At 51.0% G+C, this 13425-nt stretch carries 11 protein-coding genes, 1 pseudogene and 1 riboswitch; all 12 genes and pseudogenes read right to left on the bottom strand.

Annotation, left to right across the window (positions count from 1 at the left end; all coding sequences use genetic code 11):
- Positions 1 to 13 precede the first annotated feature (13 nt).
- On the bottom strand, positions 14 to 1438 hold the full coding sequence (gene glnA, locus ACTHRH_RS07080; RefSeq protein WP_144940348.1) for a type I glutamate--ammonia ligase: 1425 nt from the start codon (positions 1436 to 1438) through the stop codon (positions 14 to 16).
- 252 nt (positions 1439 to 1690) lie between these two features.
- Positions 1691 to 2383, bottom strand: a complete 693-nt coding sequence (locus tag ACTHRH_RS07075) for a phosphatase PAP2 family protein (protein WP_144940350.1) — start codon at positions 2381 to 2383, stop codon at positions 1691 to 1693.
- 8 nt (positions 2384 to 2391) lie between these two features.
- Positions 2392 to 3449, bottom strand: a pseudogene (gene ftsW / locus ACTHRH_RS07070) (putative lipid II flippase FtsW).
- A 162-nt stretch (positions 3450 to 3611) separates the two neighbouring features.
- Positions 3612 to 3782: riboswitch (M-box (ykoK) riboswitch) on the bottom strand.
- 176 nt (positions 3783 to 3958) lie between these two features.
- The gene (gene aroF, locus ACTHRH_RS07065) at positions 3959 to 5017 is read right to left on the bottom strand and encodes a 3-deoxy-7-phosphoheptulonate synthase (protein ID WP_144940356.1); all 1059 of its coding nucleotides are present in this window, start codon (positions 5015 to 5017) and stop codon (positions 3959 to 3961) included.
- 275 nt (positions 5018 to 5292) lie between these two features.
- A complete protein-coding gene (locus ACTHRH_RS07060) occupies positions 5293 to 6240 on the bottom strand; it encodes a 4-hydroxy-3-methylbut-2-enyl diphosphate reductase (RefSeq protein WP_144940358.1) in 948 nt (315 codons plus the stop codon).
- Positions 6241 to 6355: 115 nt separating this feature from the next.
- Positions 6356 to 7825 carry a sensor histidine kinase gene (locus tag ACTHRH_RS07055; protein ID WP_440414782.1) on the bottom strand — a complete coding sequence of 490 codons (1470 nt, stop codon included), beginning with the start codon at positions 7823 to 7825 and terminating at the stop codon, positions 6356 to 6358.
- A gap of 2 nt (positions 7826 to 7827) precedes the next feature.
- Positions 7828 to 8517: a response regulator transcription factor gene (locus tag ACTHRH_RS07050; protein ID WP_440414780.1), complete on the bottom strand. Its 690-nt coding sequence runs from the start codon at positions 8515 to 8517 to the stop codon at positions 7828 to 7830.
- Positions 8518 to 8885: 368 nt separating this feature from the next.
- Entirely contained in the window at positions 8886 to 10442 is a 1557-nt protein-coding gene (locus tag ACTHRH_RS07045; protein ID WP_440414778.1) for a trypsin-like peptidase domain-containing protein, read from the bottom strand.
- 187 nt (positions 10443 to 10629) lie between these two features.
- Positions 10630 to 11040, bottom strand: coding sequence for a YugN family protein (locus tag ACTHRH_RS07040; protein WP_379288183.1), 411 nt, complete (start codon positions 11038 to 11040; stop codon positions 10630 to 10632).
- A 45-nt stretch (positions 11041 to 11085) separates the two neighbouring features.
- Positions 11086 to 11214: a hypothetical protein gene (locus tag ACTHRH_RS07035; RefSeq protein ID WP_260982190.1), complete on the bottom strand. Its 129-nt coding sequence runs from the start codon at positions 11212 to 11214 to the stop codon at positions 11086 to 11088.
- 125 nt (positions 11215 to 11339) lie between these two features.
- Positions 11340 to 11966, bottom strand: coding sequence for a 3D domain-containing protein (locus ACTHRH_RS07030; protein WP_186328457.1), 627 nt, complete (start codon positions 11964 to 11966; stop codon positions 11340 to 11342).
- Positions 11967 to 12084: 118 nt separating this feature from the next.
- The coding region (thrS, locus tag ACTHRH_RS07025) for a threonine--tRNA ligase (RefSeq protein ID WP_440414775.1) at positions 12085 to 13425 on the bottom strand (1341 nt) is incomplete at its 5' end.

The raw sequence follows: 13425 nt of genomic DNA, 5'->3' as shown, positions 1-13425 counted from the left end.
ATTCGTGAGCCGTTTAGCAGTCGAAGTAGAGCGAGTATTCATGGGGATGAATCCGGATTTGCACACTTTTGGCTTCGGCCCGTTTCAAATCAATATAGTTCTCGATAAACTCCCTCGTGAACACTCCGCCCTGCAGCAGGAATTCATAATCGGCCTGCAAGGCGTCGAGCGCTTCATCCAACGTGGACGGCACACTGCGGATATCTCTCTTCTCGGCATCCGATAGATCATAGATGTTCCGGTCCATCGGTCCGTAACCAAGCTCTCTCGGGTCGATCCGATTCTGAATTCCGTCCAGACCGGCCAGAAGCATAGCCGCAAAAGCGAGGTACGGGTTCGAGGTCGAATCCGGCGTCCGGAATTCGATGCGGCATCCTTTCGGCGTGACGGCAGCAACCGGGATACGGATGGCGGCCGAGCGGTTTCCTTTGGAGAAGACCAGGTTCACCGGAGCCTCGTAGCCGGGTACCAGTCTTTTGAACGAATTGGTGCTCGGATTAGTCAGTGCCAGCAAGGCATTCGCATGATGGAGGATGCCCCCGATGTAATATAACGCGGTATCGCTTAAATTCGCGTAGCCGCCTTGACGGTAGAACAGCGGAGTGTCCCCGTCAAAAATACTTTGGTGAACATGCATCCCGCTTCCGTTATCTCCAAACAAAGGCTTCGGCATGAAGGTTGCGACCTTCCCGTACTGGCGGGCGGTGTTATGCACGATATATTTATATTTCATTAAATTATCCGCGCTCGCCGTCAGCGTATCGAAGCGAAAATTGATCTCTGCCTGACCGGCGGTAGCCACTTCATGATGATGGCGTTCGATCCGGAGGCCCGATTCCATCATGATGCGGCACATTTCGCTGCGCAAATCCTGCTGCGTATCCGCCGGGGCAACGGGGACGTATCCCCCCTTATGCCGAATCTTAAAGCCGAGGTTGCCTCCCTCTTCCTTGCGGGAGCTGTTCCAGAAGGCTTCCTCCGAATCGACTTCATAATAAGATTTATTCATACCGCTCTCGTAGCGGACATCGTCAAAAATGAAAAATTCAGGCTCCGGCGCAAAATACGCCACAGTACCAATTCCCGTCTGCTGGAGAAACTCTTCCGCCTTCTGCGCGATTCCTCTCGGGTCTCTGTCGTATCTCTCTCCATCGGGAGTGTAGATATCACACATCACAATCAACGTAGGGTGTGCCGAGAACGGATCGGCATAGACGGTTTCGGTATCCGGCATCATAACCATATCGGAATCTTCCACGCCTTTAAACCCCGGGATAGAGGAGCCATCAAAAGCAACGCCGTTGACGAAGGTATCTCTCCCTACTTCAACGGCCGGCAGTGAAATATGGTGGGCCTTCCCATTCAAATCCACGAATCGAAAATCCACCCATTCTATTCCGTTTTCTTCTATCATCCTTAATATTCCGTCAGCAGACATGCCTGAATACCTCCATTATCCGAACATTTATTGAGAAGCTAATGATTAACGTTCCATTTTTATCATCTTTCCCTGAATAATTATAAATCTGCTCGAATTAGCCGTCAATAGATATGTCAGGTTTTGTTACATGGAGGTTACAGCCTTAAATATTACCAGTATCCCTGATAGAAACATGCAAATCCGGCCGTCACCCTGACAGGTTCGGCTTTACCCCGTCCAAACAGGGAAATTCCCTATAGTAACGACAGCCTAATTCGCAGTGCCGGGAGATGTCCGTCCTTCCGAACTATGTGGACCGGATAATGCTGGCCGGGTTCCTCTATCCCGCAGGATGAACCAGACCGTGAGAAGCAGCCAGAAACCGCTGGCCAGATAGCCGCCAAGGACATCGCTAGGATAATGAACTCCCAAATAGATTCGGCTGGTACCAATCGCCAGGACCGTTCCCGCGCTAACGAGAAGAATGATCCCGCGCCACAGCGGCCGGTGAATATACCGGAACAATAGAAAAACTATCATTCCATATAAAGCTAAAGAATTCATGGAATGCCCGCTGGGAAAGCTGAACCCCGTTTCCTCAATCAGGCGGTGCAGCTCCGGACGCTCACGAATAAAAGAGTGCTTCAATATTTTATTCAGCAAGGCGCAGCCTCCCAACGCCGCTACGGCGAACATACATGCCCGCATATCTTTCTTGACTGCAAAGAGATAAATCAGAACGGCGATTGCGACTCCCACGATAAATTCGGTCGATCCCAGGAACGTAAAGCCTTTCATCACCAGGGTCAATACCGGAACCTCCCAGCCCTGTACAAGCGCAATCATTTGACTGTCAAAATAATGTATCGCTGGTCCGTCAATGTCGAAAGCCAACAGGCTAAAACAAGCCGCGAACAAGAGGCTTAGTATGAGCACCGTGTTCCATTTCTTCGTTTGCCCCATGATTTTCCCTACCTTCCTGTTGAAAGTGTCTTTTGATTTTCCATTCGAAGTCGATTATTCTCCCGGGAGATGCTGAGCAGGATGCCTGTCCCCGCCATACTTATTAACAAAGAGGAGCCCCCATAGCTCGTAAACGGAAGGGTGACCCCGGTAATCGGCAAGCTTCCGGTGACCGCCCCCAGATTAAACACGATCTGTATGCAGAACATGGCCACAATCCCCATGCCCAACAGCGTACCATATAAATCCTTGCATTTTAAAGCCGCAACGAAGCCGCGCATAATAAACAGGCCCAGCACCAGCATAAAGCCAACGATTCCGATAAAGCCCAATTCTTCTCCGATCACCGCAAATATAAAATCGGTATGGGCCTCCGGGAGATAGTGGAATTTCTGAATGCTCTGGCCCAATCCCGCCCCCGCAATCCCGCCCCGGGATAATGCAAAAAACGACTGGATCAGCTGATAACCCGAATCAGCCGGATCATCCCATGGGTTTAAGAAGGAGGTCAGCCTGCGGAACCGGTAGCTTTCGAAAATAGCCAGCATCAGCAGTACCGGAGCCACGGCTAAAGCCAGTAAGGAGATATGCCGCAGATTGGCTCCTCCTACGATGACGAGAATGAAAGTAATACAGAGCAAATTGAGAGCCGTGCCCAGGTCAGGCTGGCGCAATATCAGCACAACAACAATTCCGATCACTACTAAGATGGGAGCAAGGCCCTTCTTAAAATCTTGAATGTGGTTCCTTTCTTACTGATCAAATAGGCTAAATACAGGATGATCGAAAGTTTAACGAACTCTGCGGGCTGCAGGCCGAATGGGCCTATGTAAAGCCATCTCGTCGCCCCCTTGGCATTGGTTCCGACCAAGAGCACCAGCACAAGCAGTATCAGAGCAAAAATTAAAGAAGGGTAGGCCAAACGCTTCAGTCGGCTAAAGGGGATATTCATCAGCACCAATAAGACCAGCCATCCCAGCAGGGCAAAGACGATCTGTCGCTGGACAAAATACCAAGAGTCCCCATACTTGTGCAAGCCAAGGGGTGAGCTGGAACTGAAAACCATGACCAGCCCGAAGCCTACTAATAAAAATGTGGAAAACAGCAAAATAAAGTCTGGCCTGCCTCGCGGCTTGTGTTCCATTACGGCCATCCCCCTTTCTATTTCCCCCCTAAAATAAAAGCACACCTTCAAGGAATGAAGGTGCGCGTTAGACAAACAGCACAAAAAGAACCTCCATTCGTTGAGTTTTAGCACTGCATGGCATAGGATCGATCGCTTTCCAGCTGCGTTAAAAACCACCTTATGTCGATGGTTTCTGTTGACCCATTGGCGTCTTTGGACATTTCTGGGCAGCAGCATTTCTCCATGCAGGAGCCTCACCTAACGAGGTTATGGATTCAATTATTATCGTCTACATTAACGAATACGCTTTGCTTTGTCAACCCGTTCAGGCATGACAATGCTAGAGTGCTGTTGAATTTGACCATTTAACAAACTTTCAGTTTTCATCCGGTCCGCATATAGAGACCCCGCCTCCTGTGATAGAAGCGGGGTCCCGATTATCTGTAAATTTATTTTTTCCAAGATCCGGCGAGTACCGGTTCTTTCTTCGTGGAGAATGTTTTGCCGCATAACGGTGCGAGCTTCTCCAGATCAAGCAGCAGGTTGGCGAACTGGTCGGGGAACAACGATTGAACGCCGTCTCCAGTCATCGAATTGTCCGGGTCCGTATGCATCTCTACAATAAGTCCGTCTGCGCCTGCGGCTACAGAAGCTTTGCACATTGGCTCCACCAGCTCCCGGCGTCCTGTGCCATGGCTTGGGTCGGAGATGATCGGCAGATGGCTCAACTGCTTCAGTACCGGAATGGCTGCCAGATCCAACGTGTTTCTCGTATAGGTCTCGAAGGTCCGGATTCCGCGTTCGCACAGCATTACGTTAGGATTGCCTCCGGCGAGAATGTACTCCGCCGCGTTCAGAAATTCATCGTAGGTAGCGCTGAAGCCTCTCTTCAGCAGAACCGGAGTCTGGATGGTGCCCAGCTTGCGCAGAAGGTCGAAATTTTGCATATTGCGTGTACCGACCTGCAGAATGTCGGCATGCTCGGCGCATATATCCACATATTCCGGAGTCATAACTTCCGTAATGGTCAGCAGCCCATGCTTCCGTCCGGCCTCGGCCATCATTTCCAAGCCTTCGACGCCAACGCCCTGGAAGCTGTACGGACCGGTCCGCGGCTTGAATGCGCCGCCGCGCAGCACCTGGCCTCCGGCCGCCTTCACCAGTCTGGCGATTTCATCTATTTGCTCGGGGGATTCTACCGCGCAGGGTCCGCCCATAACTACCAGATCCTGCCCGCCTATTTCTACCCCTTTAATCGAAATCACCGTATCCGCCGGGTGAAACTCACGGCTGGCCAGCTTGTAGGACTTCGAAATTTTAATAACCTCGGAAATACCGGACATCTGACGAAGCTGCTCGGCCATGACCGGATCGGCCTTGCCGATTATACCGATGACCGTACGGTCCTCGCCTTTGGATACATGTGCGGATACTCCATGCTTCTCAATCCAATGAACGATTTCTGCAATTCGTTCATCTGTAGTATTATGAGATGTAATAGCAATCATGTTGATCTCTCCTTATCTATGCGCTCATTAGTCAATATGCTGTATAATCACACCAAGCCCTCGGGAGGTCTTGGTGAATTATTGTACGTTTCATTCGGGTTCGGACCGTCACCCGATAAATAGACTTGCGGACAGTAAATAGCATATCAGCGCATCATCCATCATCAATTTTCACACTGCGACGCTTATCCGCTGCTCTCCGTTAAAGCAACTATAACGGAAAAACTTCGACCCGTCAATGTTTTTTTGCCGGGTTCGAAGCTTATCCGTCGCAATCAGCCCTTCCTCTTGGCTACGGCAGGGATGAGCCGATTCATATCAATCGTCCTCTCGATGGCCCAAGTTCCCGGATCGTTCGGATCGAAACGTTCCAGATAATCTATCACTTCTTTGGTAATCGGTGTCGGAGTAGACGCCCCCGAAGTTACCGCCACCTTGCGCACTTCCATCAACCAGTCGGTACGCAGCTCGGTAATATCCGCGATGCGATAAGCGCGGACTCCGGCAATTTCTTCCGATACCTGGGCCAGACGGTTGGAGTTGTTGCTGCGCGGGTCTCCGACCACAATGACCAGGTCGGCATCCTTGGCCTGCTCCGCTACCGCTTCTTGCCGGACCTGGGTGGCCATGCAAATCTCATTATGGATCTCCGCAGTCGGGTACCTCCGGATCAGGCGGTTCATGATATGGCGTATATCCCACTGGCTCATCGTCGTCTGGTTCGTAATAATGATCCGGTCGGTATTCAAGTTCAACTGCTCGATCTCTTCTTCTTTCTCGATTAGGAAGACGTGATCCGGGGCGATGCCGACCGCGCCCTCCGGCTCAGGATGGCCTTTCTTCCCGATATAAATAATGGCATAGCCTTCAGCAGCCTTCTCGCGGATAAGGTCATGCGTGCGGGTAACGTCCGGGCAAGTCGCATCCACAACGGTCAGCCCTTTCTCCCGCGCCCGCTTGCGTACCTCCGGTGAAACCCCGTGCGCCGTAAAAATAACCGTTCCGCTCTGAACCTGATCCAATATTTCGAGACGGTTAGGGCCGTCCAAAGTAACTATTCCTTCCTTTTCAAAAAAACCGGTGACGTGCGAATTATGAACGATCATGCCGAGGATATAGATAGGCCGCGGCAAATCCATATTCCTGGCGGTTGTCATAGCCAGTGCCATGGCGTCAACGACTCCATAACAGTACCCTCTCGGGGAGATGCGAATTACTTTCATACAATCACCTATCATTCTGCCTCAGCGTATTCCTCATTACGAAGTACGGTGAATGAGCTTGTGCCTTATTCACCGGTTCATTTAGAGGTTGTTCAGAACTATCCCTATTATAGCATTAATCCTGCTCCCTCGATACGATGGGCAGCCAAATGACAAATTGCGTCCCTTCTTCTTTGCGTGTCGTAACCTCAATCGATCCCTCATGCTCGTCAATGATCCATTTGGCAATCGACAAGCCCAGCCCGGTTCCCTGGGTTTTGCCGCGGGAGACGTCCGCCCGGTAGAACCGTTCAAAGATATACGGCACCTCATCCTTGTCCATGCCGATTCCCGTATCGCTAATCCGGATTCCGATCTGGCCTGCATCCTCCGATGCGACCGCATCGATGGTTACTACTCCTTCGGGAGTATATTTAAAGGCATTTTCTATAAATATAAACAATAGCTGCTGCAAATAATCCGCATTACCCCGGACGATAATTCCTTCCATGGCCGATAAATCGCCCATTCTCCATTGGGCCTGTCTCGGGAAGAGGTTAGCCTTGCGCGATACCTCCTCAACCAATGGCTGGAGAGCCAGCTCCTTCTTCTCCATGACATAACCCGCATCCGCCCTTGCCAGTGAGAGCAAATTGTTGACGAGACGGCTCATCCGGGAAGCTTCATCGGCAATATCCCGCATCGCCTCCAGGGAAAGCTGCACATTGCGTTCGTCATCCATCGAGGGCTGCCCAAGCTGAGCCCATACCTTCTCCAGCAAATCCACATTGCCGCGGATCGTCGTCAGCGGAGTACGGAGTTCATGGGAGGCATCGGAAACAAACCTTCGCTGGGCCCGGTAAGCCTCATCCAGCTCCGTATAGGCTACCTGCAGCCGGCCAAGCATTCCGTTGATCGTCTCGGTCAGGCGTCCAATCTCGTCATTGGGCCCATCGTAAGAAATCCGCTTGCTCAAATCTTCTCCAATCTGGATTTGATCGGCGGCGGCAATTACACTGTCGATCGGCTTGAGGGCTTTGCGCGACAAGAACCAGCCGATCGTGCCCGCCAAAGCGACCGTAATCAATCCGATAAAAATCAGCGTATACCGTAAAGTGCTGAACAGCCGGAGATCATTGACAATGACATGTCCCACCTGCAGAATGGCTACCGGTCCCCCCTCCAGCAGCACCGGGTGATTATAGATTAGCAAATCCACCCCGCGGTAACGCGCTTGCTCGAAGTAGCCCCTTCGCTCATGAGCCGCTTGAATGGCCTCCTGCGATACAGTGAACTGAATGTCCGTCTTTACGAGCGGCGGGTTTCTGGTCACATTTTTGCTTTCCAAGTCATTAAATTGCAGCAATATATTGTTATTGCGGAGATCCGATTCATCCAGCTGCAGATTTATATAGAGACCTCGGCTCGATACATAAATATCAGGCTTGATACGGGAATAAATATCTTCCGCTTGAGCTTTAACCCCTCTGCGGACATCACCAAAATATACATAATGCAAAGAAGAATACAATCCGATCCCCAGTATCAACAATGTTAGTAAAAGCACTCCGGAATACCAGAGTGTTAAGCGTAGTCGGATAGACATCTTCAGGATTCCCCTCTCAGCACATACCCGGCCCCACGTACCGTTTGAATGATTCGGCTGCCTCCATGTTCCTCGGTTTTTTGGCGGAGCAGAGCAATATACACTTCCAGCACGTTTGATTCGCCGCTATAATCATAACCCCATATTTTGTCCATGATGACATCCCGGGACAGAACCCTTTTCGGATTTTGCATAAAGAGATGAAGGAGGTCAAACTCCTTGGTTGTCAGCTCAATTCGCCGGCCCGAACGAATAACCTCGCGTGTATCGGTATCCAGAATAATATCTTCGAAGCTGATTCGGTTGCTGCTCTGCTCGCTGCGCTCGGTCCTTCTTCGCAGCAAGGAGCGTACTCTGGCCAGCAATTCTTCCAGTGCAAAAGGCTTGACGAGATAGTCATCGGCCCCGAGATCCAATCCTTTGACCCGATCGGCGATTTCGTCTTTGGCCGTCAGCATCAGGATCGGAGTGTTCATCCCGCTTTCCCGGATTCTGCGGCAGACCTCCCACCCGTCCACCTTCGGCATCATCACATCAAGAATGATCAAGTCCGGGTCCTGCTGCAATATTTTTTTCAAACCCTCCTGCCCATCGTTGGCCGTCTCCACTCCATAGCCTTCGAAGACAAGACTTCTCCGCAGCATGGAAGTAATCTTCTCATCATCGTCGATGACCATAATATTCTCTCTCAACTGCCTCACCCCTCTAAGACCGATATATTATTATCCCTAATCGGGCCAAGCTTCCGAAGTCGGCATTGAAACCAACCGTTTCTTGCATTCGTCCGTCTGCCTCATCCGCAGATTGTGCCGCTCCTATGCCCAGCCCGGGAATTAAACATTTAGCTTCTTACATTATTATAACAAGAAACGAAACGGTCTTTACAGCATAGATACGGCAAACAAAGGCTTCCCTTCTGCAGAAGGATTCACGGAACAAAAAGAGAAGCAGCCCACGGAATGTCCGCGAAAGTCTGCTTCCCTCAAAGTACGGTGATTGACCGCCTCGCGCAAGTTTGGACAACGCACTCGCTGTTATCCCCCAGATTTTCTTTCTTTATCTATTTCTGCTGCTCGAGTTCATTCATATCTCCGATTGTCACTTCAATGTCCATCTTCTGGCCGTCGCGGACAATGCCCAGCGTTACTTTATCTCCTACCTTGGTAGTCAATACCTTCGCCTTGAAGTCAGCCATGTCCTTAACCTTCTCTCCATTGAAGGTCAGGATGACGTCGTTCTGCTTCAGTCCTGCCTTGAAGCCGGGGCCTCCCATCAGAACATTGGCAATGATCGTGCCTTCAGTGCTGTCCAGCTTAAGGACGTCCAGATACGATTTTTCGATATTCGCCACAGTAATTCCAACGAACGGAACCGGCTCTTTAGGGATGGCCACCCCATTCTTCAAATTATCCAGCACGTTCTGAACGGTGCTGATCGGAATTGCGAAGCCGATCCCTTGTGCTTGCGCACTGACCGCCGTATTGATGCCGACGACTTCCCCGTTCAGGTTCAGCAGCGGTCCGCCGGAGTTGCCGGGGTTGATCGATGCGTCGGTCTGCAGCAGGTGCTTGTATTGCCGGGTTCCCTGTTTGTCCTGGATCGGGATTTCTCTTTCCTTCGCGCTCAGGACTCCGACCGTTACGGTGTGATCGAATCCGTATGGGTTCCCGATAGCTACGACCCAGTCGCCGACGTTAATTTCCGAAGAGGCCATGCGCAGATACGGGAAGTCCTGGTCTCCCTTGATTTTCAATACGGCAAGGTCCAGATCATAACTGTTCCCGAGAAGCTCTGCCTTGAAAGGCTCATCGTAGCCTTGAACCGTCACCAGAATTTCATCCGCGCCGTTGATAACATGCTCATTCGTAAGTATATATCCGCTCTTGTCGAAGATAAAGCCGGTTCCCATTCCCGCCGCCTGCTTGCTGCCCTCTTGGGGAGCATTCGGCGAAACGCCGAAATCATCGCCGAAGAAGTAGCGGAAGAACGGATCATCCATCAGAGGATTGCGGCTTCCCGATCCCGCTTTGACCTGCTTGTAGGTTTCGACCTTAACGACCGCGGGTCCGGTCATTTGGGCAATCTCGGCTATATTGGTAGGGCGGTTGGAATCCCAGGCCGCGCTTTGAGCCAGGCTGCCGCCGCCATTGTTATTGCTGTTGGTTGCAGCGGCATTCCCGCCGCCGTTGCCCATTACTCCTTGGGCGGGCGAGAACCAGTTGCCGCGGTCCGCCGTGAACATCAATCCGCCCATCACAAGAGCTCCGGCCAGGAATGAAAGAAATCCCGTCTTCCAGCGGCTCTTCTTCCGCTCATGGTTGACCGACCAGGACGCGCTTGCCGATGACGGCGTGTCGTCAGACAATCCGATCGGTTTAACCGGGCGGGGGGCCCTCATTTCTACCTCCGTTGAGGATCGATAGGGGAGTGACGTGGAGCTGTCAGACTTCGATTCTTCTTGCGATGGCCGTGACTTGTAAGGGCCATAGGAATAGTAGTAGGACGAAGTAGAGGAGGGGCTGTTCTGGTTAGTGGAGTCCTCCTCCTTAGGATTGCTATCCGGCTTTGGAGCGTTGAAAAAATCATCAAAACCGCTCTTCTTTTGATTATCATCCATTGCAAATTCCTCCTCCTGCCAATAGATTCGATATAAGACAACATCCATGGAATGTTATTCGAATAAAAAGCAAATATGATTCTACTAGTTTTTATTCTTAACTATATAATGGACCGTTAACCTTAAACGAACCTTAAAACCAGTTAAAGAGGAGTTAAAAACTTCTGAATGGGGAAGCTGGAGTCATTTATACCAGATTCCGCTCCACCTTACGGACGACTTCCCGGGCCTTCTCCGCCCATTCGTCCCCTATTTCCGCATCCTTATCCACCGGCCTCTGAAACTGATCAACAAGAGCCCCCATCACTTGAACATCCGCCGTGGGATCCCCGCCTTCCCGGTAAAGATGTCTTAAAGCATAGGGAGTGCCTAACAGCACCACCGCATCGGATTCGTCGCTGTCTCCGTCCAGGGTGCCATGGGTTACACGGAAAGGAATCCGCACCCACATCTGCTGCTTCTCATCCAGGGAGCGGTCGAAGCTTCCCTTTTCATAATCCCAGTTTCCCCCTAAAGTAAAATCAAGCTCTTTCAAGCTGCGATACAGATTTACGAAAGCTTCCTCCCGGTTCTCCAGTGAAGACGGGATCAGAATCATAAAGATTCACTCCTTGCCATGGTCATATTTGCATGCGGGTTGGCGTTATTTGCGCACTCCCTCGCTCGGATTGTTCTGCGCGGGCTGCTTGGCGTTCTTCTCCACGACTTCCTCCGCGAATTCCGAATTGTAGATTTCTTGATTTTGTTTGCTTTGTTTTCCTTTCTTCTTCACGAACCTCACCTCCCGGTCGGTTAGTATTATTGTCATTCCGGCCTTTTTTATGTAGCTTCCGAAATGAAAAGCAAGAAGCAGCCCCGATTCCAAACTTGAGGCCGCTTCTTTATTTAGATTCGAGCTTAGGGATATAGGGAAAAATCGACCGGGATGGCCTGGCCGGAATTAAGCTGGTCCATCATCGCTTCCGTCACCTTGCCTTCCCCTCGTTTCAACACGTACACGTTAACGTTACGTTTACCCCATTCGGAGTAAACCTGGTCTTTGGTATGAAAATACAAATCTATTTTCTTTCCTTTAATGGCACCTCCGGTATCTGCCACCACGCCAAACCCGTAGCCGGGGATATACATTAACGTTCCGATCGGGAACACTTTAGGGTCGGCGGCAATGGTGGAAAATCCGTTCTTTTCCCTGCGGACCTTCACGCCGGAATACGTGATTCCGTAGCCGGGGTGTCCGGGACGCTTACCTGTTGATTCTACGCCGGCGTAATAGCCGGTTGCGACCACTTCGACCGTTTCCGCATGCTGCAGATTGGAAAAGGGAAGTTCGTAGTCCTTGATTTCTGCTGTATCCACCGCTTTGGCTCCATTATGCTCCGAGGCCACGGATGCGGCTGTGCCCGTAAGCTTATCCGCTTCGATAAAAGCCTGAGATTCGCCAACAAGCATTCCCGCTGCAGTAACCAAAACAATAAACATTAGAAGCAGCTGGAACAACTTCTGGCGTAAGTTCAAGGAAAACATATTTGGATACCCTCCCTAATAGGGGAGGATGCCCAATTCGAGACAGATTATTCACGTAATATGGATAATCCTTCAAGGCAATCCGGCATCGCGACTAGAGACAGCCGGAAGCCGGGCATTATGAGTCTAATTTTTTCGTTTTGATCTCCTTAAGGGCCATTTCCAACAAGAGCTCCGGACTATATTCTCCCAATACCTGTCCCTGTTTCCGGACACTGACGGTTTGGTTGGCGGCCTCCTGCTCGCCGATTACCAAAATATAAGGGATTTTGCGGAGCTGCGCCTGACGGATTTTATAACCGAGCTTCTCGCCGCGCCCGTCCGTTTCCACCCGGATTCCGCCGGCTTCCAGTTGATTTTGTATCTGCAGAGCGAGCGGATTAAACTTATCCGACACGGGAAGCAGGATCATTTGTACCGGAGCCAGCCACAAAGGGAATGCTCCCCCGTAATGCTCGGTCAGAACTCCGATGAACCGGTCAATCGATCCGAAAACCGCTCTATGGATAACAACAGGACGATGCCGTTCATTGTCTTCTCCGATGTAAGTCAGGTCGAATTTCTCCGGCATTTGGAAATCCAATTGAACGGTAGCGCACTGCCAGCTTCGTTTCAGCGAGTCCAATATATGAAAGTCTATCTTGGGTCCGTAGAATGCGCCGTCCCCTACATTGACGGTGTACTTGACTCCTCTTTGTTCAAGAACCCGGGCCAAAGCATTCTCCGCTTGCTCCCACAGCTCTTCCGAGCCCATGGAATTTTCCGGGCGTGTGGACAGCTCCATACGATATTCGAAACCGAATATACTGTAGATATGTTCTATAAGCTCAAGAACCTTCGCAATTTCTTCCTCGATTTGATCGGGACGGACGAAGAGATGGGCGTCATCCTGACAGAAAGTACGGACCCTGAACATTCCGTTCAACGCCCCCGACAGCTCATGACGATGCACCTGCCCGAATTCGGCTATGCGGATGGGCAAATCCCTGTAAGAACGCAGTTGATGCTTAAAAATCAGCATATGTCCGGGACAATTCATCGGCTTCAAGGCAAATCTGGCTTCATCCGCCTCGGTAAAATACATATTTTCGCTATAGTGATCCCAGTGGCCGGACTGCTCCCAGAGACGCTGGTTCATCATAAGGGGAGTTTTCACTTCTTCATATCCCCGTGATCGCTGTACCTCTCGAGAGAATTGCTCCAGCTCATTGCGGACGATCGTGCCGTTGGGCAAGTAGAAGGGCATTCCCGGAGCTTCTTCCGAGAATAGAAAAAGCTGGAGCTCTCTTCCGAGCTTCCGGTGATCGCGCTTCTTGGCTTCCTCCAGCAGGTGCAGATGCTCATCAAGCTGCGCCTTCTTCGGAAATGCCGTGCCGTATATGCGCTGCAGCATTTTGTTCTTCGAATCGCCCCGCCAGTATGCCCCCGCCACGCTCAGCAGCTTGAACGCCTTGATTCT

This window comes from Paenibacillus sp. SAFN-117 (assembly GCF_051966115.1).
In the GTDB taxonomy this organism is placed as follows: Bacteria; Bacillota; Bacilli; order Paenibacillales; family NBRC-103111; genus Paenibacillus_L; species Paenibacillus_L residui.
This window is presented reverse-complemented; position numbering and strand designations above follow the sequence as displayed.